The organism is Paenibacillus cellulositrophicus (assembly GCF_009363095.1).
GTDB classification, from domain to species: Bacteria; Bacillota; Bacilli; order Paenibacillales; family Paenibacillaceae; genus Paenibacillus_AQ; species Paenibacillus_AQ favisporus.
On the sequence record NZ_CP045295.1, the window covers coordinates 4627726 to 4650486 of the forward strand.

At 55.3% G+C, this 22761-nt stretch carries 26 protein-coding genes; 18 read left to right on the forward strand and 8 right to left on the reverse strand.

Features of this window, described 5'->3' with window-relative positions; genetic code table 11:
- The first annotated feature begins 285 nt into the window (after window positions 1-285).
- Entirely contained in the window at window positions 286-441 is a 156-nt protein-coding gene (locus GCU45_RS33845; protein WP_163882458.1) for a hypothetical protein, read from the forward strand.
- Between the two features lie 206 nt (window positions 442-647).
- Here GCU45_RS33845 and GCU45_RS20860 read toward each other — a convergent pair whose 3' ends face one another.
- Complete coding sequence (locus tag GCU45_RS20860) at window positions 648-1016, reverse strand: helix-turn-helix domain-containing protein (protein WP_076175034.1); 369 nt, start codon at window positions 1014-1016, stop codon at window positions 648-650.
- 220 nt (window positions 1017-1236) lie between these two features.
- On the opposite strand from GCU45_RS20860, the gene GCU45_RS20865 reads away from it, so the two are divergent.
- The 5 genes from GCU45_RS20865 (at window position 1237) to GCU45_RS20885 (ending at window position 5742) form a co-directional block, all read left to right on the forward strand.
- A complete protein-coding gene (locus GCU45_RS20865) occupies window positions 1237-1668 on the forward strand; it encodes a hypothetical protein (RefSeq protein ID WP_076175032.1) in 432 nt (143 codons plus the stop codon).
- 223 nt (window positions 1669-1891) lie between these two features.
- Window positions 1892-2563 (forward strand): sugar transferase, encoded by a 672-nt coding sequence (locus GCU45_RS20870; RefSeq protein ID WP_167527279.1) that lies wholly within the window; start codon window positions 1892-1894, stop codon window positions 2561-2563.
- Window positions 2564-2624: 61 nt separating this feature from the next.
- Window positions 2625-3581 carry an LCP family glycopolymer transferase gene (locus GCU45_RS20875; protein ID WP_152400248.1) on the forward strand — a complete coding sequence of 319 codons (957 nt, stop codon included), beginning with the start codon at window positions 2625-2627 and terminating at the stop codon, window positions 3579-3581.
- Between the two features lie 477 nt (window positions 3582-4058).
- Window positions 4059-4970, forward strand: coding sequence for an ABC transporter ATP-binding protein (locus tag GCU45_RS20880; protein ID WP_152400250.1), 912 nt, complete (start codon window positions 4059-4061; stop codon window positions 4968-4970).
- Window positions 4963-5742, forward strand: coding sequence for an ABC transporter permease (locus GCU45_RS20885; protein ID WP_152403230.1), 780 nt, complete (start codon window positions 4963-4965; stop codon window positions 5740-5742). The genes GCU45_RS20880 and GCU45_RS20885 overlap by 8 nt, the downstream gene beginning before the upstream one ends.
- Window positions 5743-5848: 106 nt before the next feature.
- Here the strand turns inward: GCU45_RS20885 and GCU45_RS20890 are convergent, their stop codons facing one another.
- Both GCU45_RS20890 and GCU45_RS20895 read right to left on the reverse strand, forming a co-directional pair.
- Window positions 5849-6268: a bactofilin family protein gene (locus GCU45_RS20890; RefSeq protein ID WP_089549924.1), complete on the reverse strand. Its 420-nt coding sequence runs from the start codon at window positions 6266-6268 to the stop codon at window positions 5849-5851.
- 148 nt (window positions 6269-6416) lie between these two features.
- Complete coding sequence (locus tag GCU45_RS20895; RefSeq protein ID WP_152400252.1) at window positions 6417-7412, reverse strand: M23 family metallopeptidase; 996 nt, start codon at window positions 7410-7412, stop codon at window positions 6417-6419.
- Between the two features lie 198 nt (window positions 7413-7610).
- On the opposite strand from GCU45_RS20895, the gene cls reads away from it, so the two are divergent.
- Complete coding sequence (cls, locus tag GCU45_RS20900) at window positions 7611-9047, forward strand: cardiolipin synthase (RefSeq protein ID WP_145160845.1); 1437 nt, start codon at window positions 7611-7613, stop codon at window positions 9045-9047.
- 31 nt (window positions 9048-9078) lie between these two features.
- On the opposite strand, the gene GCU45_RS20905 is transcribed toward cls, so the two are convergent.
- Window positions 9079-9402: a YnfA family protein gene (locus tag GCU45_RS20905; RefSeq protein WP_076175017.1), complete on the reverse strand. Its 324-nt coding sequence runs from the start codon at window positions 9400-9402 to the stop codon at window positions 9079-9081.
- Window positions 9403-9659: 257 nt separating this feature from the next.
- Here GCU45_RS20905 and GCU45_RS20910 point away from each other — a divergent pair, with 257 nt between their 5' ends.
- Entirely contained in the window at window positions 9660-10484 is an 825-nt protein-coding gene (locus tag GCU45_RS20910) for a YitT family protein (protein ID WP_234489791.1), read from the forward strand.
- 50 nt (window positions 10485-10534) lie between these two features.
- On the opposite strand, the gene ligD is transcribed toward GCU45_RS20910, so the two are convergent.
- The 3 genes from ligD to GCU45_RS20925 all read right to left on the reverse strand — a co-directional run bounded on the left by ligD (window position 10535) and on the right by GCU45_RS20925 (window position 13403).
- The gene (ligD, locus tag GCU45_RS20915) at window positions 10535-11437 is read right to left on the reverse strand and encodes a non-homologous end-joining DNA ligase (RefSeq protein WP_152400254.1); all 903 of its coding nucleotides are present in this window, start codon (window positions 11435-11437) and stop codon (window positions 10535-10537) included.
- A 93-nt stretch (window positions 11438-11530) separates the two neighbouring features.
- Window positions 11531-12472 (reverse strand): ATP-dependent DNA ligase, encoded by a 942-nt coding sequence (locus GCU45_RS20920; protein WP_152400256.1) that lies wholly within the window; start codon window positions 12470-12472, stop codon window positions 11531-11533.
- Between the two features lie 22 nt (window positions 12473-12494).
- Entirely contained in the window at window positions 12495-13403 is a 909-nt protein-coding gene (locus GCU45_RS20925; protein ID WP_152400258.1) for a non-homologous end joining protein Ku, read from the reverse strand.
- 163 nt (window positions 13404-13566) lie between these two features.
- On the opposite strand from GCU45_RS20925, the gene GCU45_RS20930 reads away from it, so the two are divergent.
- From GCU45_RS20930 to GCU45_RS20940, 3 genes are all read left to right on the forward strand, one after another.
- On the forward strand, window positions 13567-13890 hold the full coding sequence (locus tag GCU45_RS20930; protein ID WP_152400260.1) for a hypothetical protein: 324 nt from the start codon (window positions 13567-13569) through the stop codon (window positions 13888-13890).
- A 126-nt stretch (window positions 13891-14016) separates the two neighbouring features.
- Complete coding sequence (locus GCU45_RS20935) at window positions 14017-14196, forward strand: H-type small acid-soluble spore protein (RefSeq protein ID WP_094595213.1); 180 nt, start codon at window positions 14017-14019, stop codon at window positions 14194-14196.
- 352 nt (window positions 14197-14548) lie between these two features.
- The gene (locus GCU45_RS20940; protein WP_167527177.1) at window positions 14549-15358 is read left to right on the forward strand and encodes a phosphotransferase family protein; all 810 of its coding nucleotides are present in this window, start codon (window positions 14549-14551) and stop codon (window positions 15356-15358) included.
- Between the two features lie 98 nt (window positions 15359-15456).
- On the opposite strand, the gene GCU45_RS20945 is transcribed toward GCU45_RS20940, so the two are convergent.
- A complete protein-coding gene (locus GCU45_RS20945) occupies window positions 15457-15996 on the reverse strand; it encodes a GNAT family N-acetyltransferase (protein ID WP_105442066.1) in 540 nt (179 codons plus the stop codon).
- A 352-nt stretch (window positions 15997-16348) separates the two neighbouring features.
- On the opposite strand from GCU45_RS20945, the gene GCU45_RS20950 reads away from it, so the two are divergent.
- The 7 genes from GCU45_RS20950 (at window position 16349) to GCU45_RS20980 (ending at window position 22760) form a co-directional block, all read left to right on the forward strand.
- The gene (locus tag GCU45_RS20950; RefSeq protein ID WP_152400263.1) at window positions 16349-17248 is read left to right on the forward strand and encodes a LysR family transcriptional regulator; all 900 of its coding nucleotides are present in this window, start codon (window positions 16349-16351) and stop codon (window positions 17246-17248) included.
- Between the two features lie 102 nt (window positions 17249-17350).
- Window positions 17351-18202: a transporter substrate-binding domain-containing protein gene (locus tag GCU45_RS20955; protein ID WP_425281209.1), complete on the forward strand. Its 852-nt coding sequence runs from the start codon at window positions 17351-17353 to the stop codon at window positions 18200-18202.
- Window positions 18203-18236: 34 nt separating this feature from the next.
- Window positions 18237-19022, forward strand: coding sequence for an amino acid ABC transporter permease (locus GCU45_RS20960; protein WP_152400267.1), 786 nt, complete (start codon window positions 18237-18239; stop codon window positions 19020-19022).
- The gene (locus GCU45_RS20965; protein WP_152400269.1) at window positions 19019-19729 is read left to right on the forward strand and encodes an amino acid ABC transporter permease; all 711 of its coding nucleotides are present in this window, start codon (window positions 19019-19021) and stop codon (window positions 19727-19729) included. Before GCU45_RS20960 ends, GCU45_RS20965 begins: the two co-directional genes overlap by 4 nt.
- Entirely contained in the window at window positions 19726-20478 is a 753-nt protein-coding gene (locus GCU45_RS20970) for an amino acid ABC transporter ATP-binding protein (protein WP_116231873.1), read from the forward strand. The genes GCU45_RS20965 and GCU45_RS20970 overlap by 4 nt, the downstream gene beginning before the upstream one ends.
- A gap of 12 nt (window positions 20479-20490) precedes the next feature.
- Complete coding sequence (locus GCU45_RS20975; RefSeq protein ID WP_152400270.1) at window positions 20491-21507, forward strand: LLM class flavin-dependent oxidoreductase; 1017 nt, start codon at window positions 20491-20493, stop codon at window positions 21505-21507.
- 74 nt (window positions 21508-21581) lie between these two features.
- Window positions 21582-22760 carry a M20 peptidase aminoacylase family protein gene (locus tag GCU45_RS20980; RefSeq protein WP_152400272.1) on the forward strand — a complete coding sequence of 393 codons (1179 nt, stop codon included), beginning with the start codon at window positions 21582-21584 and terminating at the stop codon, window positions 22758-22760.
- The last annotated feature ends 1 nt before the right edge of the window (window position 22761 follow it).

Below are 22761 nucleotides of genomic sequence, written 5' to 3' on the forward strand. Positions count from 1 at the left end.
TTTTCATATTTGCGCAATATTTGCTGGAAAGGGCATACGAAATGTTTTCAATTGGAGACATAAATCGTATGCCCATTTTTTTCGACAAAAATAGAACCTGCTTCAAAAAGCAATTGTCCCATTAGACGACAACATCCAGAAGAGGCTTGGGATATAATAAAAAAGACCTAGTCACTTGGCTGATTCTTGACATTCATACTTGGAACAGACGTTGTATTTGTCAACAAAAGAGTAGCCGTGGAAATCATTTTGGATAATATGTTGAGTGGAGCGAGGGTATCTTCGATGAGAGATGAGAGAAAGTTCGGTGCCGAGGCCCGGTCCAACCAAGAACTTCCGGAGCAAACCCAATTAGACATCATGAAAGTGTTGGAGCAATGCGGGATTCATCCTGACAACTGGAAGCGCTTTGTTCAAAAGATGGAGAAGGGGACGGATTAGCGGAAATTTCGCAGATCGTGTCCGGGGGGTTCACATAAAACGACAAGGAGGGACAGAATACGTTTTATCATTCCGATTTTAGACAGGGAGGCCACCCTGCAGCAGTTGTCTTCCATATGCTCCAAAAGGGGACCCCGTCGAATTACGGTAACCGAACCTATAAAAACCTCAGCCCTCCTAAGTTCAAGGAAAGCTGAGGTTTTTCATTATTTCATGGACCGTTCCATCCGCACAAAAGCGATAAAACGTTTGGCTTCTTCCTCAGACAAGCGGCGGCCGTCAATCGTCAAATTGAACTTTTCCAGCAAGTCCTCGTCCGAAAGCTCCAGTTGATCGACAAAATCCCGGACCTCCGGATCCATGACAATCTTCGGCTGGTTCGTACGGCCGATCAGATAATCGATGGAAACGTCAAATTTGTCAGCCAGTTTGGTCAGAATCTCAAAATCAGGTTTACGGCGGTTCTTTTCATAGTGGGATAGTGCGGCTCGCGTAATGCCTATGGATTGGGCCAATTCCTCCTGGGTCCAGCCGCGTTGGTCCCGCAATTCTGCGATGCGATTACCATGATTCATGAATTAACCTCCTCCGAATACCTGAAAAAATACATAAAGTTAGAAACAAAATGTCGCAAAAATAGATTCATATAGGAAATAAGTATTGACTAGTTACAAAATGTATCGTAAAGTGAAAATTGGAAATGATACCATTTGTATCAATTGTTGAGACGTTTCGTATCCTTTAGCAGTATAAGGCGTTATCCCGATTTTCATACCATGAGGCAGGAATAATCCGATGAATATGTTAACAGCACATGGCATACATCTTCAAACGTATATGTATATCCATCAGGTCGGGAACCAGACGGTTTTTCTGCATCGGACCCGTCCTGTCATCTTATGGGAATACGAGCCAAGCCGAATGGTAATCATCAGCGACTTGGATCTCCCCGTCGTGCCCGAGCTCAGGCTGGGGTTCATTATCCACGTTCCAAATGCCCCTGCCCGTCAGGTGTACGGCACCGTGGCTTGGAAAGAAAGCAGCATCTCCTTTAAGGCCCACCAATACGGCATTCGTATTGAATCCCCGCAGCAGGAGCCGGAGCGCATGACAAAACACCACAACCGCCCGCAACGAGGCGGCCGAGCGGCCTCCACACCGTATGAAAGTCCCTGTGACCATGATTCTTTCCCCGGCCCAGGACACCATTTTGATATCAAAGCATAAAAATCTTACGTTTTTTCGTAATGGGATACAGACATTTTACACTATTTATCAAAGGGCTGCATAGTGCTTTGCTTTAAAAAGGCTGAAGTATAAGCCTGTCATGTGATCGTCCGGTTGGACTTATATTGAGAGCGGGGGATGGATCAGTCATGGGACGTACGTTGACCTTGGATTTCCTGATGCAAATGCTTCAAAGGGACGAGGATGTTCATTTATGAGCAGCATGAATCCGCTGAACAAAACGGTGGACGTCGGCAAGCCCCTTCCGATCACTCCCCGGAAAGACAGGATGTTGTACCTTTGGGCCAAGCGAACCCTGGATATTAGCTTATCGCTTATAGGGCTGATTTTTTTATGTCCGGCATTCCTAGCCGTTGCCTTGCTTATCAAGCTGGAGGATCCAAAAGGCTCGGTGTTTTTCTCCCAGGTCCGCGTCGGCCGTGGGGGCATACCATTTAAGATGTACAAATTCCGGTCGATGGTCAGCGGAGCCGAGCTGATGCTCGGCAATTTGATCCAGCAAAGCGATGTGACCGGAGCGATGTTCAAAATGAAAAACGATCCGCGGGTCACCCGGGTCGGCCGGTTCATCCGCAAAACGAGTATTGATGAGCTGCCCCAGCTTGTGAATGTGCTGAGAGGGAATATGAGCCTGGTCGGGCCAAGACCGCCTTTGCCGCGGGAGGTAAGCGACTATACTTCCTACGATATGCAGAGGCTGCTCGTTGTCCCGGGGTGTACAGGTTTGTGGCAGGTCAGTGGAAGGAACCATGTGGGATTTCAGGAAATGGTCGAGCTGGACCTCAAATACATAAACGAACAGTCGATATGGATGGATATGATCATCATATGTAAAACGGTCAAGGTGCTGTTCGGCGCGGATAATGCGTACTAATCGCTGCGTGTCCAAGTGCGCAGGGCGCAGATGTGTCCATTAGGAAGGTGGCAGATGCATCATGAAAAAATGGGTTGTTTCGACCATCGCCGTCGTATCGGTGCTGGTGGTCGGCGTCGCGGGATACGGATTGTATATTTACAATTCGGTCAAAGCGACGGCTAACGAAATATATGAAAAGCGAGAACCGTCGGTTGTTCCGGTAACCGTCAGCTCGGATGGCAAGACGGGCGGCCAGGCGGATACGACCAAGAGCGCCGAAAACCCGCCGGCGGTTCATCTGAATGAAAGGGAGCCGTTTACCGTTCTGGTCATGGGCGTGGATCAGCGTGAGGACGACCCGGGCCGCTCGGACTCGATGATCCTGCTGACGGTAAATCCGGCCAAGCAGAGTATCCTGATGTTCAACATCCCGCGTGACACGAGAACCGAAATCGTCGGCCACGGGACGACGGATAAGATCAACCATGCTTACGCCTTTGGCGGCGTAAACATGTCGGTCGCGACGGTAGAGCACTTCCTCGGTTATCCGGTCAACTATTACATCAAGGTCAATATGGAGGGCTTCGCCAAAATCATTGATTTGCTCGGCGGGGTGGAAGTGAATAATCCGTTTGCCTTCCAATATGAAGGGTACGATTTCAAACAGGGCGACTTGAAGCTGGACGGCTCCGAGGCGCTGGCCTTCTCCCGGATGCGGTATGACGATCCGCGTGGAGATTTGGGGCGTAATGCACGGCAGCGGGAAATTTTGGAGCAGGTGATTAACAATGCGCTCAAAATATCAAATGTCGTAAAAATCGAATCCCTACTGAACCAGGTAGGCGACAGTGTCAGAACGGACATCTCCTTCGACAATATGAAGACCTTCGTGACCGATTATCGCACCGACCTGAAGACAATCGAGCAAGTGGAGATCAAGGGTCAGGGCAAGAAGATCAACGGAATTTGGTATTACATGGTCAGCGAAGAGGAGCGGCAGCGAATCCATAATGTCATAAAAGAGCATTTACAATAAGAGGCAGGCGTGGCTTGATGTCACGCTTGTCTTTTCATTTCCGGCGTCCTTTGCAGCATCTCAGAACCCGAATTGATTCATAAGCCCCACGTTGTGGGGTTATTTTTCGACGAAAACCGTCAGTTTCCTTGACAAAGGATGCAGATTCATGTAGATTTCTTGGTGTGCATGTTACAAAATGTATCTATAATAAGTCGTTGGTCATAATTTTAAGCGCAAAGACACACTTCATGGAAGGGAAGTCGATTCTCTTGAACAGTCAGCTATCCGTATTCTGCTTGCGATGTGAGCAGGTCATCCCTATGTCGGACACGGCACTTGTGTTCCGGACGGGATTTTACCGCACAGTGATTCCCCTGGGCTGCTGTACCCTATGTTATTCGCAGACACAATCAGAGGCAGATTTCCCATATGATGGGCATCTGCAAGGCGAATATGCTACAATGGGGCCAGACTTGGGCAGAAGGGGTGATAGAAATGCAGCAGGAACCGGTGGTTCGGCTGGAAGGTGTCACGAAGAAAGTCTCATCCAAAACATTGGTTGAGGATGTTACGCTGGACATCCCTCCCGGGCAGGTCTTTGGTTTTCTCGGTCCGAACGGGGCCGGAAAAACGACGACTATCCGCATGATGGTCGGGCTGACCAGGATCACCAAGGGAGATATTAAAATTTGCGGTTACAGCATCAAGGATCATTTTGAGCAGGCCATCGTCCACGTGGGGGCGATCGTGGAAAACCCGGAGATGTATAAGTTTTTGACGGGGTATGAAAACCTCCGGCACTTTGCCCGGATGATGTCAGGGATTACCGAGGAGCGAATTCAGGAAGTGGTTCAGCTCGTAGGGCTGAGCAACCGGATTCAGGACCCGGTGCGGACGTATTCACTGGGCATGCGGCAGCGCCTGGGCGTAGCTCAGGCGATTTTGCACCGTCCGAAGCTGCTGATCCTGGACGAGCCCACCAACGGGCTGGACCCGCAGGGAATCCGCGAGCTGAGGGACTACCTGCGCCGGCTGTGCAGGGAAGAAGGGACGACGGTATTCGTCTCCAGCCATTTGCTGTCCGAGATGGAGCTGATGTGCGACGCCGTGGCGATCATCCAGAACGGACGGTTGATTGACGTACGCACACTGGCCGGTGTTGAGGGAGCGCAGGAGACGACTGTGGAAACGGCATTTGCGCTGGACCGGCCGGAGCAGGCGCAGGAGCTGCTTGGGGGCGGTACGGTACGCGATGGACTGCTGATCGTCCGGCTCGACCGAAATGGCATTGCCGACACGAATGCCCAGCTCGTCCAGAGCGGATTCAAGGTGTACGGGATTCAGAAGATAACCCGATCGCTGGAGGACCAATTCTTGGAAATGACGGGAAGTGATCAGATTGGGTAGCTTTATCCATCTCGTGCAGAACGAGAACATGAAGATATACCGGAGAGCCCGGACGTGGATCATGCTGTCGATCCTGGCCATCGTCAACATTCTGATGCCGCTCCTGTTTCACTTGGCAGATAGCGGGGGCAATATCAGCTTGTGGGAAAGCGTGCTTCAGACCGGGGCGTTTACGTTTTTTCTGTGCACCATATTTTCGGTTGTGGTCGCCTCGGATTCCGTTGCAGGCGAATTCTCCTGGGGTACCATCAAGCTGCTGCTGATCCGCCCATGGAGCCGATCGAAGATTCTGCTCTCCAAATATATTGCCGTTGTGCTGTTCAGCCTGCTGTGCACGGTGCTGCTGATCGTTGTGTCATACGGGGTCTCTGCAATCTTCTTCTCGGGAGGAGCGGGCGGGTCCCTTATGGGCGAGCTCATCGGGCCGCGTCATTACTTTCTAATTATGCTATGCGATTATGTAGACTTGTTCATGACCGTGGCGCTGGCCTTCATGCTCTCGGCCGTATTCCGGGCAAGCGGGCTCGCCATCGGGCTGTCGCTGTTCATCATGTTCGCGAAGGGCATCTTTAATATGCTGTTCAACCCTGAGCGCTACAGCTGGGCAAAATTTTTGCCGTTTATGCACATGGACCTTTCGCAGTATCTGGCCTCTTCGGTGGGACCTGGAGGCGTGACGCTCGGCTTCTCGATTTTGATCCTGGCCATCTACTACGTCTTGTTTCTGGTCATCGCCTGGACCGTGTTCGGTAAACGGGACGTCGCGGCATGACCTGTCACGATATTAAAAGCCAAAAAACGCAGTGCATGTGGACGTGATCCGTTCACTTGCGACTGCGTTTTTTGTTGATTTAAGAAAGCAGAAGCTTCAGGCCACATCAGCCGGCTTCCGATTCCAAATACCGCGGGGTGGAGGCGGTCTCCTGCGCCATTTCCTCCGGGGCGTCCTTCAGCTCCATTTTGCTGGATCCGTGGAGGATGCCGCCCTCGGTAATGACCAGCGACGTTGCCCCCAGCACGTCACCGAACATCTGCCCGGTCGCCGTGATGGTCAGCCGGCCGAGCGTCGTCACATCGCCGTACACTTTTCCGGCAATGATGACCTCTTTGGCATGAATGTGCGATCTTGCCACTGCATGCTCCCCGACAATGACGCTGCCTTTGCTCTCAATGACGCCGTTAAATTTGCCTTCGATGCGCAGGTTGGCCTCACAGGCCAGCGTCCCTTCGATTTCTGTCCCTTTGCCGATCAAAGTGTCCGTTGCGCTCTGGTGCCGGCTCGCTTTGGATCTGCTCATGTTTGATATCCCTCCTTTTTAAGATTATAGAATTTATAAAATTCAGCGAAGCTGAACCATTCTATAATCGCAAGAAAAACTTCAGCTAAACGCGGTCTGTCTTCTTTGAAGGTACGTCGATAGACGTTTTTCTTACGATCAAACCCTACTACTGAATATAGGGTAGCGGGTTAACGGGCTTATCCTTCTTCACGACCTGAAAATGAAGATGGGGGCCGGTGCTTCGCCCGGTCGAGCCGAGCTCGGCAATCTGTTCGCCTTTGTAGACGGTTTGGCCGACATTGGCTTGGATTTTGCTGAGGTGCATATACCAGGTTTGCAGGCCGTTCGGATGCTCAATGACGATATACCGTCCCCGCGCACCGCCGCTGTTCTCAGCCGTCACGATCGTACCCGCTCCCGCCGCATATACGGGGCTTCCGTTATCCCCGGCAATATCGATCCCCGCATGGAAGGACGCCCTTCCGGTAAAAGGGTCCGTCCGGTAGCCGAAGCTTGAGGTCGTCACCCGGGACTCGGTCGGCCACAGGTCGGGCTGCCCGGAGATCCGATCCTGCGTTTCCTCCGCTTTTTTCAAGGTCGAAGGGATTTGGTTCTCCATGGACCGCAGCAGTGTCTGCATCTCTTGAAAGTCATCTTTCGTCTCCTGGGCCAGGTCCAGCATATCGTTCTCATGCACAGCGATATATTCGCCACCGACATGCTGCGAGGCATCCCAGGACAGGGAAGACGCTTTGGCCCCGGAAGCAGGCTCGGCCATACTGGTGGTCCCGTGCTTGTCAATGAACTGCTTCAGCTGGTTCTCCAGTTCATCCACGCGGTCCATCCTCTGCTTCATATCTTTGGCTTGGCTCGACAGGTTGACGATTTCGTTCTGCAGGCGCTCGATGGACTGCTCCCGGCTGTTCACCGTACGCTGCATCTGGACGTTCTTCAGGCTTTCGGCGGTGACCTTCTGCTCCAGCTGGGAGATCACTTGGGACGAGTGGGCCTGCAGCGCAAGAACGAGTCCCGACAGCGACAGAACGGCCACGGCGGGGACGGCCATCATCAAGGGCTTGGAGAGATGCAGCTGTTTGACGGAATGCTGGGCGTCCCGCATGACCAGGAGCGTCACCCGCCCATTGCCTTTGGCATTTTTCATGGCGGCTCCTTTCCTCGGCTTGATTGTACTTGTCTTATCTTCTATGTATTCTCTGATCTCTTAAAACATGTCAAAAATGTGATCTTTGCCGCCGCTGCGTCTGCATCAGGCCGATCCGGGTAAATACTGAATAAAGCAGGTTGAAAGTGGTCAATCCTGAACATACAGATTGCTTTTGACCCGCAAGGAGGCTGACGTATGCTGTGGCTGCTTATCGCACTACTCGTTTTTATTTTTCAAACGGCAACGATTCTGCTTCTGGAATTCCGCAATCCTTACAAGACGGTCGCCTGGCTGTTTATATTGTTTTGCTGCCCGTTGATCGGCTTTGTGGTCTATTATTTTGTAGCCCAGGACTATAAAGCGAGGAAGAAGGTTCGTACGCAGGGTTCGCGCCTGTTTCAAGAGATCCGTCCCTTGATATGGAGTCAGGCGTCCTTGGTAAAGCGTGCCGGGGATATGCACAGCAAGGATTTTCAGCATCAGGAGCGCTTGTTTAATTTGCTGTCCCATCTGTCCGAGAGCCCGATTACCGGCTGCAACAAGAGCAGGGTGCTGACCGACGGGGAGGATACCTTTGGCGCGATGCTCGCCGCCATGGATAAAGCAGAAGATCACTTACATATTCAATTTTATATTTTCCGGGACGACGATATCGGGAACCGGTTCAAGGACATCATGGTCCGGAAGGCGAAAGCCGGGGTCAAGGTGAGGCTGCTCTGCGACGGCTTCGGAAGCTACAGGCTTGGCCGCAGGCGCGGGTTCATCCAGGAGCTGAAGGAAGCGGGCGTGGAGTTTCACTTCTTCCTGCCGCCGCTGCTGGCAATGATCGACCGCAGGATCAACTACCGCAACCACCGCAAAATTATTGTCGTCGATGGGACCAAAGGCTTTGTCGGCGGGCTGAATGTCGGCGATGACTATTTGGGGAAATATCAGAAAATGGGGTATTGGCGCGACACGCACCTGGAGATCGAGGGAGATGCCGTTTATTTTTTGCAAAATGTGTTTTTGAGCGACTGGAAGCTCGCTTCAGGCGAGCGGTTGTCGGACCCTGCGCTGTTTCCCAAGCATCAATGCGAAGCCGATGAACAGGTTCAAATCGTCAGCAGCGGACCCGATCAGGATTGGAACGCCATTCAGGAGATGTGCTTTGGCGCGATTACGGTCGCGAAAAAAAGGATCTGGATCACCTCGCCCTACTTTATTCCCGATCAGGGCATCTATGAAGGACTCAAAACCGCTGCGGTCAGCGGAGTGGACGTGCGGATCATCATTCCGTTGAAAGCCGATTCCAGGCTGGTGCATCTCGCTTCGCTCTCCTATATTGAAGACCTGCTGCTGGCCGGAGTGAAGTTCTATGAATATCAGAAAGGCTTCATTCATGCCAAGGTCATGATCGTCGACGACCTGATGGCCTCGGTAGGTACCGCTAATATGGACATGCGGAGCTTTTTCTGCAATTTCGAGCTGACGGCAGCGCTGTTCGAGCAGTCCTCGATCGACCGGCTGGTGAAAGATTTCAAGGAAGATATGAGCCAGAGCCATCAAATCGTTACCGAGGAGTTTCAGGCCCGGCCGTTTCGGCATAAGCTGGCGGAAGTGCTGTGCCGGATGCTGTCCCCGCTGTTATGACCGCGCGCTCCTGAATCTGCTGCTGCCAAGCCTAGTGCCGTGGAGCCCATAGAATAACGGATACGCCGGCCATGCACAGAGCCGCTCCGATCCAGTCGTAGACGTCGGGCGTGTTTTTGTCGATCCACCAGCCCCACAGCAGGGCCAGGACGATAAAGATGCCCCCGTATGCGGCATAAACCCGGCCGAAGGAAGGATAATTCTGCAGGGTGGGAATGATCCCGTACAGGATCAGGAGCAGGCTGCCCGCCGCGCCGAACCACCAGGGCTTCGCGTCCTTGATCCACAGCCATACCAGGTAACCGCCGCCGATCTCGGCCAGCCCGGCCGCAATAAATAATAATAAGGATTTCATGACAGAAAAACTCCCATCCTGATAATATACAGCTAAAAACTATGATATAATAAAGTAAGGGAATAATCACGGAAGTCCAGATTTCTTAGGCTGTACACGATGCTACCCGGGCGTTTCATGTCCCTTTATGCTACAACAATCTATAGAATCGGGGGGATTCGATGGCTGTACCTTCAAACCCGCAATCCACGGATAGGCCAAACCTGCCGCAGGATTTGCAGCCGCTCAAGGCGCCGACCTCGAAAGCCAGAGTGTTCATGCGCATCCTGGTCATGCTGATCGGAGCCGGATTGGTCTCTGTTGCACTGGAAGTATTCCTCGTAAACAATAACATCATTGACGGCGGGATTACCGGCATTTCCATTATGCTGTCCCACCTTTTTCATCTGCCGCTCGGTATTTTTCTTACGGTTCTCAATATTCCTTTCTTGTTTCTGGGTTACAAGCAAATCGGCAAGACGTTTGCCTTCTCCACGCTGGCAGCCGTCCTGGTGATGTCGATTGGCACCGCGCTGCTGGAGCCTGTTAAACCCATTACGTTCGATCCGCTGCTGGCGGCCATCTTCGGAGGCGTTATCCTGGGTGCGGGCGTCGGCCTGGTCATCCGGGCAGGGGGTTCCACGGACGGCAGCGAAATCGTCGCGATTCTCATCAACAAAAAGACGCCGTTCTCTGTCGGGGAGATCATCATGTTCATCAACTTCTTTATCCTGACGAGCGCGGGCTTCGTATTCGGTTGGAATAACGCGATGTATTCGCTGATCGCCTACTTTATCGCCTTTAAAGTGATTGATATCACCAACGAAGGGATCGACCAGTCCAAATCGGTATGGATCATCAGTGAGAAATACAAGGACATCGGCGATGCCCTCACCCAGCGCCTGGGACGCGGCGTCACGTATTTGGAAGGGGAAGGAGCCTACTCCGGAGACAGCAAGAAAGTGATCTTTGTGGTCATCACCCGTCTGGAAGAAGCTAAGCTGAAGACCATCGTCGGTGATTGGGATCCGGATGCCTTCCTTGCGGTTGGTAATATCCATGACGTTAAGGGCGGCCGTTTCAAGAAAAAAGATATCCATTAGCGGGGCAGCGAAGCTGGACTGACCCGTGAAATGCAGCAAAGCCCGGAAGGTTACCTTCCGGGCTTTGCTGCGCTTAAATGGCGGATCACCTGCTCGATTGGCTGCGGGGCGAGCGCGGCGATCAGGTCGCCGTGGCGGGCAAGCCGCTCCTCGATGTTAAGCAGGTGAAAATCGGTCGGGGCAACGTTGCTGTCCACTTCCTCCCAGTGCAGCGGGGTTGACACCGTTGCGCCTGGACGTGCCCGGGGGGTGTAAGGAGCGGCGAGTGTTTTTCCCTGATAGTGCTGAAGGTAATCGAAGTAGATTTTATCGCCGCGGTTTTTCTTGAGCCGCTCCAGGGTGAACAGTTCCGGGTGCTTCTCCGTCACGAACATGCCAACGAAATGCCCGACGGTGCGCAGCTCGTCGAACGTGATCCCTTCATTGATCGGCACGATGATCTGAATACCCGTCGCCCCGGACGTCTTCGGCACCGACTGCAGTCCGAGCGAGCGCAGCACCTTGCCGACGATGGACGCGGCCTCCATGATCCGCGGTTCGACCTCCCGCGATGGGTCGAGGTCAATCATCCATTCACAGGGCAGCGTGCTCCCTGCGTAATGGAGGGACGGGTGAAACTCCAGCGCGGCCAGGTTGCCCAGCCACAGCAGCTCGGGCAGGCCGTTCAGCAGGATGTAATTGATCCCGTCCTTCTCGGCCGTCTGCACAAAGGGAGGGAGAGGCTCTGGCGCATTTTTTTGATAAAAAAATTCGCCAGGCACCCCATGCGGATAGCGGATCGTCGTGAGCAGCCGGTTCCGGCAGTATTTCAGCAAATAAGGAGCGAGCGCCGCGAGCTTTTGCAAATAAATGGCCTTGGTAATGCCCATTTCCGGCCACAGCGGCTTGTCGGGATTGGTTATGGGAATGTCTTGTCCCTCGATCGAAATCGTGCCTTTCACGGTTCGCGGCATACGGATACCTCCAATCATTTTAGGCGGGATGCCATTTCTGAGCTGCATGATGGAACGTCACGGGCATAAGAACTCGCCATGATCCTTTGGAAGCTACGGATCCAGCCGGCAGTCCGCGGGGGGAACATCGACAAACGCCTGAATACTGGGCTGGCGCAGGGTGCCGCCGGGCGTCCATTCCAGGAAATTCACCTTGACCACCCACCCGGGACGGATCCAGACCGCCCCTTTCTGCCGCTCCGGCTGGTTGACGAAGGGACGGTCCTTCACCGCCATGTCCGCGACCCGCTCGGTGATGCTGCGCCAGTCGGCCACCTTCAGCTTGCCCGTTCCGGCATGGCCGATATAGACCAGGCTCCCGTCGTCGGCGTACAGGCCGAGCAGCAGCGCATTCACGATGCCGTCCCGGAACGTCACCCCGCCGACCACGGCGTTCACGTCCTGGATGTTCTTCCGCTTCTGCCACCGCTTGTCCTTGCCGCCCAGGGCATAGACGCTGTTAAGGTCTTTGACGACGATGCCTTCAAGCCGGTGCTGGACCGACACGTCATGCAGCAGCGGGATGTCCGTATAGCTCGGCACAAGCTGGACGTGCCCGCTGGGGATCACGGTTTCCGTCAGGAGCTGCTGCCGCTCGCGCAGCGGCCGACCGGTTACCCATTCGCCGTTATAATACAGGATGTCGAAGATCATATAGACGATCGGCACCTTCCGGACGCGGGCTTTGATTTGCTGCTCTACGCGGAGGCTGTCCCGTTTCATGACCTGATGAAAGGAAGGCACCCCGTCTACCAGGGCGATGATTTCGCCGTCCAGAATGACCGAATCGGCACGGCAGTAAGAAGCGATATCCAGCAGCTCTGGATACTGGCGCGTCCGGTTATTCCCCTTGCGGTTCACAAGCTGGACCTCCTCGCCGTCGTAATAGGTGATCATCCGGACACCGTCCCATTTGATCTGGGCGATCCACTGCTCTCCGGAAGGGAGGACGTCCGTCATGACGGGTTCGAAAGGGACGATCGGGGTAAGCGGCATCGATGATCCTCCGATCTAACCGTTACGAGACGGTTTCGTTTTTCTTGGCCGTCTTGCGGCGTTTTGGTTTGGGTCCTTCGCCGGCAGCGGCGGCAGGTTCCGCAGGTTTGGCTTTGGCTTTGCCCCTGGCGGTCTTCTTGGCCGGACCCGGGTCGGTCGCTACAGGCTTGGCCGCTTCGATGCTGGCCTGCAGAGCGGCCATCAAGTCGATAACATTCGTCTCCTGCTTCGCCGGAGCGATCTTGATCTCTTCGCCGGCCACCTTGTGCTCGATCAGATCGAGCAGGCGCTCGCGGTAGTCGTCCCCGTATTTTTTCGGCTCAAACGGTGTGGAGAGCTGCTCGATCAGCATTTGCGCCATGCCAAGCTCCTTATCGTTGACCTGGATATTTTCCGGAAGGTTCGGCACTTGGGAGACCGGGCGGATTTCATCCGGGTAGAACATCGTTTCGATCGCAAGGCACTCATCCAGCACGCGGATCGCCGCGAGGCTGCTCTTGGAGCGGATGGAGATTTTGGCGATCCCGATCTTGCCGCTCTGCTGCATCGCCTCTTTCAGCAGCTGGTAAGCGTTACCCCCGGCCTGATCCGGAGCGAGGTAATACGTCTTCTGGAAGTAGATCGGATCGATTTCGGACAGATCGACAAAGTCGAGGATGGCAATCGCCTTGTTGGCCTGCTCGGTAATCTGCTCGAGCTCCTCTTTTTCAAACAAAACAAACTTTCCTTTCTCGTATTCATAGCCCTTTGCGATTTCTTCCCAGTCCACTTCCTCGTCACAGACCGGGCATTTGCGGACGTAGGAGAGGGGGCTGCCGCACTCTTTATGGACGTACCTCATGGAAATATCTTTGTCCTCCGTAGCGGAGAACATTTTCACCGGGACGTGGACCAGGCCGAAGCTGATCGCTCCCTTCCAGACGGTATGCATAGTTATCGCTCCTTTAACGCTTTTTCCTACTAGTATGGGGAAAATATCCCGTTTCTATAAGGCCCGCCGCCGATTTGGCCAGGGAAAAAATGAATGGTTTGGCTGCCTGCAGGGCATATTGAACCCATGACTACATGCATGCTGCAGCGAGGAGGGAGCAAGGTTGAAGGACAGAAGACAGGACCCGGACGACGACAAGGAGCTGACGCTGGAAGCGCTCGAAAATTACGAGGCGGCCAGAGACACAATCGAATCTTCGGATTATATCGATGCGGACAACGTCAACTGGCATAACGTAACCTCGCCGGATGAGGATATATCGCTGGATACCCATATGCTCGATATCGACCGGATGGTCAATGAGGGACTGGGTGGTGGCAACGTTACGGCCGACAACGGCTACATTGGGGCGAGCACGACCGACACGATCGTCGTTGAGCCGGGCATGATCGGTCCCGCGCAAGAGGGAGATCCCGAGGAAGGCTGAAATGTACAAGCAATTAAGATTTTCAAAGTAAAAGATGCAGAAGAGCGGCAGGTCTCTAGCGAAGAATGCTAGGTTCTGCGCACAATGATAGCTTATGATTCTATTACACAGGAGGCTGAAACCATCATGGACGCTCAGCGCGCGCTGGATATTTATCAGGCAAAGGACACCATTCCGGTAAACCTGGAAGGGGTACCGGTATGGATCGAAAAGGTGGATGTCGACAACGGGGTGGCCACGGTTCAGGTCGGCACCCGGCCTACCGACACCCAGACGGTGAATGTGGAACGTCTAAAGGAAGGATAAACCTGACCTGATTTCCCGTCATCCTTATGGGATGAAGGAGAAGATGGATGTAAGGAAGCCGCTCGGGCTGCGGAGAGCATACTGCCGCCCTGGCGGCTTTTTTGAAGAGATCAGAAAGTATAAGTTTCGGAGCTTCAGCTTCCTGATCTCGCAAGAGAAACTTCCTCTATTCTTTGAAAGTACGTCGATAGACGTTTTTCTTATGTCTGCTGCTGACGGGAGAACGAATACGGCGCAGCGCAATATCCCCGTATCCATATCTGCGGGGGATAAGGTACAATGGACCTGCAAGCGGCCCATGTTCTTCGGTTTTGGGAAAGGGAGCAGGGCGGCAGAGAGGAGCTGTGTACATATGGGGGGAAGTCCGGTGGTCGCTGCCGGCAGAACGGCGGAGGTTCTGTCCTATCAGCCAGGCCAGGTGCTGAAGCTGTACCGGGAAGGCATGCCGCGCGGCATGGCGGAAGAGGAATATCAAATCAGCTTGAAGGTGTATAACACGGGAGTGACGACACCCCGGCCGGTTCGGCTTATGGAGCAAGGCGCCCGCTTCGGGGTCGTCTACGAGCTGGCATCCGGCATCACCATGCTCCAGGCTATTTCCGTTAATCCGGACATCCTGCACGAAGAAGCAGCCCGGATGGCGAGGCTTCATCTGGAGCTGCATGCCCGGGACATTCACGGTCTGCCGGAGCAAAAGACGGTTCTGAAAAACCGCATTCAGCATGCGCCTTCCTTGGCAGAAGAGGAGAAGGAGCGGATTGTTGACTATCTGATGCAGCTTCCGGAAGGATCGAAGCTGTGTCATGGGGATTTTCATCCGGACAACATCATTCTCGGGGAGAAGGAATGGGTCATTGACTGGATGACGGGCATGCGCGGCAATCCGGCCGGAGACGTCGCCCGAACCTTGGTGCTGCTCCAAATGGGCACCATGCCCGACGGCACGCTGGATGAAGCTGTGAAGCAGTTTGACCGGATGAGGGAGGAGCTCGTCAAGGAGTATACCCGGCAGTACATCGAAAGCGGGAGCCTCAGCCAAGCGGATGTGGATGTCTGGCGGCTGCCGGTGGCGGCGGCCCGGCTGACGGAATGGATTCCCGAAGCCGAGAAGGCCAATCTGCTTGCTTTGGTGCGCGAGGCATTGGACAGTTCTGTGGCATGATCCGGTTAGACTAGAATGGCATATAGCAGCAAGGGCGGTTCCGGCTTCAGCCGGACCGCCTTTTCGTATTTTCTATGGAAGTATGGAAGCGATGAGGGCTACACAGCGTTCTGAAGCAGCAGGGAGCCGGGAACGTCGATCCGGTATCCTTTGACCAGCGTCTCCCCATTAGTCGTATCGGTCTCGTAGTGCCGCTGGAACCCGAGCTTCTCATACAGCTTCACGGCCGAGGCCATCATATCGGAAGTGTGGAGATTCAGCGTCGTGGCTCCAAGCTCCAGCGCACGGCGTGCCGCTTCCCGGATGAGCGCGGTGGCCACACCGCGTCCTCTCGCGGAAGGATGAACGGCCAGGAGGCGGATGATCGGCGAGTGAATCCCCATCTCCGGATTGCCGTAAGCGGCTTCCGAGGAGAGGAACATCTGGACGCTTCCGACGATCCGGCCGTCGATTTCGGCAACGATTCGGGCATAGGGAGCATTTCCATACACGGAATTCCGGATGGAATCCCGGTACTGCTCCCACCGTTCCTGGGGCATATCAAAGGCATACTGCTGATAGGATTCCAGCATCACTTCGGCAATCAATTCGCGTTCGGAATCCTTGGCGTCCCGGAGGATCAATTCTTCTGGATTCATCGCTTTCACTCCTTTTGGAAGGGATTCAGGTGATTTGGTGTGAGCTAAGTATAGCAGGTAATACCTACTATTCGCATCGGAAAATAAAATAATTAATTCAGATATCAAAAAAATCTATAAGCTTTTAGGCTTCATCATAGCGGCTAAGGCAGACCTGAGTACATCCCTTCGTGCCCGAAAATAGTTGTCACTTCGGCCTTTTCCCACCCTGGAGGAACAGCCTGTTACGAAAATAAACGATTGACAATAATTTGCCAACTGCCTAAGATAAGGATAATTTATACCCTTTTTCAGGTTTAAAACCACCTAAATTCATTGGAATAGTGAGTGATAAAACTTCGGGGGTGTTACCGTGAACATCGAAAACATTGAGGCTTTTGTGTACATCAACCATTACGGCAGCTTCAACAAGGCGGCGGATGTCCTGTTCCTGTCACAGCCCACAGTCACCGCGCGCATTCAATCGCTCGAACGCGAGCTCGATTGCCGTCTGTTCGACCGCCTGGGCAAACAGATCCATCTGACGGAAAAAGGCAAGCAGTTTCTCCCCTATGCCCAGCAAATTCTCCAGACCTACCAGAAGGGCAAGCATCACCTCCAATCCAAACGGGCCATGCCCAACGAACTGCGGATCGGCAGCACCGTCTCTGTATCCAATTATTTGATGCCCCATCTGCTGATGGGACTGACCCGGCGTTTTCCTGAAATCAAATTCAAGCTGACCACGGCGCCGACCGACGAGCTGACCGCCAAGCTGTCTGCGGGGGAGCTCGACCTGGCCTTCGTTCGCAAAATGATGAACCCGGCGTTCCAGTCCTATCCTTTTTACGAAGACCCCATTCGCCTGTATGTCTATCCCGATCACCGTCTCGCCTCGGCCGGCCGGGCGTCGATCCGGGAAATCCGTCACGAAACGCTGGTGTTTTTCGAGTGCGGTTCCCTGGACTGGCTGCGGATTCACCGGGTGTTCGAAAGCCTGGATCAGCCGCCGAACATCGTCTATCAGGTCGACAACTCCGAGACGGCGAAGAAGCTTGTCCTGGAGCGGGCGGGCATCTGCTTTCTTCCCGGCCTCTGCGCAAGGCAGGAGGAGGAGATGGGCAGCCTCGTTCCCGTGGACATCACCGAAACGGCAGGCGTCTCCCTGCAGACCAACCTCATTTCGCTCACCGGCGAGAACACGGATATCCTTGAATTTCTGCTGGAGTTGAAGCAGTCGTCCGTCCCATTAATGAATTACATGATCGGATAGAAAAACTCTATTAGACGCGTTGTGCAAATCGCGGTAAAGTTAGTGACAACATAATCCTTACTAAATCTATAGGAATTATCAATCAAGGAAAAATGGAGCCATATGAAAGGGGATGAGGTCGTGAGAAAAACATTAGCAGTCGTTGCAGGGATCATGCTGGCAGGGGTGATTGCCGGGTGCGGATCCGGATCGAAGGGCGGGGAAACGTCCGCGGATACGGCGGCGAATGCCGCAGGAGGAACCGTCAAAAAAATCGTCGTAGGCACAGGCACGGCCTTTCCGAAAATTTGCTTTATCGATGAGAACGGAAAGCTGACCGGCTTCGACGTAGAGCTGGTGCGCGAGATCGACAAGCGCCTGCCGGACTACGAGTTCGATATCCAGACGCAGGAATTTTCCAATCTGCTGCTCAGCCTGGAGACGAAGAAGATCGATTTTGTGGCGCATGAAATGGAGAAAAACCCGGAGCGTACGGAAAAATATCTTTTTAACAAAGAGCCGTATGCCCACTGGAGAAACAAGATCATTGTCGCCAAGGACAACGATTCGATCCACTCGCTGGACGACTTGAAGGGCAAGAAGGTGTTAACCGGCGCTACAAGCGCGGAAGCCCAAATTCTTGAGAACTACAACAAGGAACATGATAATGCGATTCAAATTGTCTATCAAAATGGCGCTGCCAACGATACTGTGAATCAAATTACGACCGGACGGGTGGACGCGACGATCGGAGCGGACTTCTCGCTGCCGCTGATCGACCCGCAGGGCAAGTTGAAAGTCACCGGTGACGACTTGTCTGAGCATGACATTCTGTTCGTCTTCCGCAAGGACGATCCGGAAGAACAGAAGCTGGCCGATGCGGTTGACGGGGCGATCAAGGAGCTGAAGCAGGACGGAACGCTTGGCAAGCTGAGCAAGGAATGGCTTGGCAGCGACTTTACGGCGGATAAATAGTCCGGATTAAACCAGGAAGGGGGCAGGTTGTAATATGGGTGCACCGTTCGATTTCTCATTTGTGTTCAGCTTTTTTCCGAAGCTGGCATCGACGCTGGGCATCACCTTGCTGATCGTCGCAGGCTCGCTGGTGGTGGGAATGATTGTCGGTTTTCTGATCGCCCTTCCCCGGCTGTACCGGATACCGGCGCTGCGCACGTTCTCCCAGGTGTACGTCTCGTTCTTTCGGGGTACGCCGATTCTGATCCAGCTGTTCCTGTTCTACTACGGACTGCCGGAGATCCTGAAGCTCATCGGAATCGACATGTCAAAAGCGCCTGTGCTCGTGTTTGTCATCCTGACGTACGGTCTTCACACCGGGGCCTTCATGTCGGAGATGATCCGGGCGTCGGTCATGGCGGTGGACCGAGGGCAGCTTGAGGCGGCTTATGCCGTGGGGATGACAGGCCGTCAGGCGTTTACCCGGATCGTTCTGCCCCAGGCGCTGGCGATCGCCGTCCCGGTATTCTCGAACCTGGTGATCGCCCTGCTGAAAGATACGTCGCTGGCCTTCACGCTCGGCGTGATGGAGATGACGGGAAAAGCGCAGACGCTCGGTTCGGTCACCCAGCATTTTATCGAGTCCTACATCGCTTTGGCGCTCATCTACCTGGTTGTGAGCTTTACGCTGGAGAAGGTGCTCAAGGCTATGGAGGTCCGCCTCATGCGGCATGAGCTTCCGGATACACCGGCACGCACCGGCTTCCGGATCCACAAGAAAGGGTCCTACCGGCGCGTAGTCGCAGGGATCGGAACGGAAAAAGGAGGCGCTGAGCTGTGAAAATCGACGTTACGTTTATTTGGACCGCCTTTGTCCACCTGCTGTCCGCCATACCAACCACCCTACTCATTACCGCCGTCTCTGTGACGGTCGGTTTTATCATCGGGCTGATCGGAGCCGTGGTGCGCATCTACAAAGTCCCGGTGCTCAGCCAGATCGCCACGGCTTATGTCACCTTCATCCGCGGTACGCCGATGCTCACGCACCTGCTGCTCATTTATTTCGGGCTGCCGGTCATCGTTGACGCGGTATCCGCCGCTCTCGGCCTGGGCTTCAAATCCTCATCCATTCCGATGATCGGCTTTGCCTTCATCTCTTTCTCCATCACGGCGGGGGCCTATATGTCCGAGGTGATTCGCTCCGGCCTGCTCGCCGTGAACCGCGGCCAGCTGGAGGCCGCCTATTCCATCGGCATGACGACGCCGCAGGCGCTGCGCCGCATTGTCCTCCCTCAAGCGCTGGCCGTCAGCCTGCCGAACCTGTCGAATTCGGTGATCGGAATGCTGCATGGCTCGACGCTCGCATTTACCGTATCCGTCGTGGACATTAACGCCAAAGCGCAAATTGTGGCGTCGACCAACTGGAAGTTCTTTGAGGCGTACCTGGCAGCCGCGGCTATTTTCTGGGGGCTGACGCTTCTGATCGAAAGGCTGACGGCGCTGCTGGAGAAACGCATCAATCTGTACAATCGGGGGGGAGTGGCATGATCAAGCTCACGAATATATCCAAGTCTTTCGGCCGGAACCCGGTGCTGAAATCGATTGATTTGACCGTGAACAAAGGGGAAGTCGTCGTCATTCTGGGGCCGAGCGGCTCCGGCAAAACGACGCTGCTGCGGTGCGTGAACTACCTGGAGAAGCCGAGCGGCGGAGAGATTGCCATCGGCGACTTCCGGATGAACGCGGAGCATGCGGCAAAGAAGGACATTCACGCGCTCCGGCAAAAAACGGCGATGGTATTCCAGCAGTACAATCTGTTCAAGCATAAGACGGCGATCGAGAACGTGATGGAGGGACTCGTCATCGTCAAAAAAATACCGAAGGACGAAGCGCGCAAACGCAGTGCGGCACTCCTGGAGAAGGTCGGGCTGGCGGGCAAGCTGGACGCCTATCCGAGCCAGCTGTCGGGCGGGCAGCAGCAGCGCGTCGGCATCGCCCGGGCGCTGGCGTTGGAACCGGAGGTCATCCTGTTCGACGAACCGACATCGGCGCTGGATCCCGAGCTCGTCGGCGAAGTGCTGGAGGTCATCCGCAAAATTGCCAAGGAAGGCATCACCATGATCGTCGTGACGCATGAAATGGGCTTCGCCCGCGATGTGGCGAACCACGTCGTGTTCATGGACGGGGGAGTCATCGTGGAGGAAGGGCCGCCGGCCCAGCTGTTCAACCATCCCCGCGAGGAACGGACCAAGCAGTTTCTGAAGCGGATTACGCCGGAACTGAACTACAGCATTTAGGAGGAGAGCCATATGAGCATTACGATTAGCGTTCTGGATCAAAGCCCGGTTTATCCCGGAGAGACTTCAGCGGAGGCGTTCGAGCATACGATACGGCTGGCCCAGAAATCCGAGGCGCTCGGGTTCCGGCGGTTCTGGGTGTCGGAGCATCATGACTCCGATCATGTGGCCGGCTCTTCGCCGGAGGTGCTGATTTCTTACCTGCTGGCCAAAACCCAAACGATCCGCATCGGATCGGGCGGCGTGATGCTGCAGCATTACAGCCCGTATAAGGTGGCGGAGAACTTCAACGTGCTGGCGTCCCTGGCGCCGGGCCGGGTCGATCTCGGCATCGGCCGCGCGCCCGGCGGGCTGCCGCGGAGCACACAGGCGCTGCAGCGCGGAGCCGGGGATTCCGCTTCCCTGACGGATAAAATCGTGGAGCTGGGCAAGTACATCCACAACCGGCTGGAAGCGGACCATCCGCTGCACGGGCTGCGCGCCACGCCGCTGCCGGAGACGGCTCCTGAGCTGTACGTGCTGGGCGCCAGCGTAGGCAGCGCAGAGATCGCAGCCGGCTTGGGGCTGCCTTATGTATTCTCCCTGTTCATCAACGGGGATGAAGCGACCGCGCTGGCGGCCATCCGCGCCTACCGGGACGCATTTGACGATTCGCACGGAACCCGGCCGCAGGTCATCGTAGCGTTGTCCGTCGTCGTGGCGGACAGCGTGGAAGAAGCTGCCGAGCTGGCCGGATCCCACAAGCTGGTGAAGATTCACCTCGCCAGCGGCCGTACGCTGACGGTCGGTACGCTGGAGCAGGCCGAGGAATTCGGCCGCCAGGCCAATGAGCCGTATACGGTCGAGGAGCAGGAGCCTTCGGTGCTGAAGGGCACGAAGGAAACCGTCCGCGAGAAGCTGCTTGAGCTTCAACAGGCGTCGGGGATCGATGAGTTCGTCGTCACAACCAACATCCAGCCTTTCGACAAGCGTCTCCGTTCGTTTGAACTGTTGGCGGAAGCGCTGGCCGAGGTGCCGGCGGAAGCTTGAGGCCATGAGCGGGGAAGGGTTCGGGTTGAATCCGCCTAAGTACCCATAGACACAAGTAAAAGGAGGATGGCGACATGCCAAGCGATGCTGTACGGATCCCCTCCGCCGCGGGGGTGGACCGCTTGATCGAAATCCGCCGGGAGCTGCACCGCTTCCCGGAGCTGTCCGGCGAGGAGCATGAAACGACGCGCCGGATCCGGGGCTGGCTGAGCGAAGCAGGCATCCGGATCCTGGACCTTCCGCTGGCCACCGGCGTGGTGGCCGAGGTCGGCGGCCTGCAGCCCGGGCCGATCATCGCGATTCGCGCGGACATCGACGCGCTTCCGATTCAGGAAGAGACGGGACTGCCGTTCGCGTCCGAGATTGAAGGCAGAATGCATGCCTGCGGGCATGATTTTCATACCGCCGCCCTGATCGGGACGGCGTACGCGCTGAAAGCCCGTGAAGACAGGCTTCGCGGCACGATCCGGCTGATCTTCCAGCCGGCCGAAGAGAAGGCGAAGGGCGCGAAGCAGGTCATCGGGAGCGGAGCGCTGGAAGGAGTGCAGGCCATCTTCGGCATGCACAACAAGCCCGATCTTCCCGTTGGGACGATCGGCATCAAGGAAGGGCCGCTGATGGCGGCGGCCGACGGCTTCGTCGTCGAAGTCGCCGGGAAGGGCTCGCATGCGGCCGTTCCAGAGGCCGGGCTGGACCCGATCGTGACGGCTTCGCATATCATTACGGCGCTGCAGTCGGTGGTGAGCCGCAACATCAGCTCCCTGAGCAGCGCGGTGATCAGCGTCACGAAGCTGCACAGCGGAACGGCGTGGAACGTTATTCCGGAGCAGGCGCTCCTGGAAGGCACGATCCGCACGTTTGACCAACAGGTGCGCGAGCAGGTGCTGGCGCGGTTCGAGCAGGTCGTCCGGGGCGTTGCAGAAGCCTTCGGCACCACGGCCGCGGTCCGCTGGATTGAAGGGCCGCCGCCGGTGGACAACGACCCTGCTCTGGCCGAGCTTGGCACAGCCGCGGCCGAGGCGGCGGGATATCGGGCGATCGTCCCGGTTCCATCGCCCGCCGGGGAAGATTTTGCCGTCTACCAGCAAGCCGTTCCCGGGTTGTTCGTCTTCATGGGGACGAACGGCAAGCAGGAATGGCATCACCCCGCCTTTGACCTGGATGAGAATGCGCTCCCGGTCAGCATCGCCTTTTTTACGCAGTTAGCCGAAGACGCCCTGGCGCATTTCGGCCACGGGGGTGCATCGAAATAGC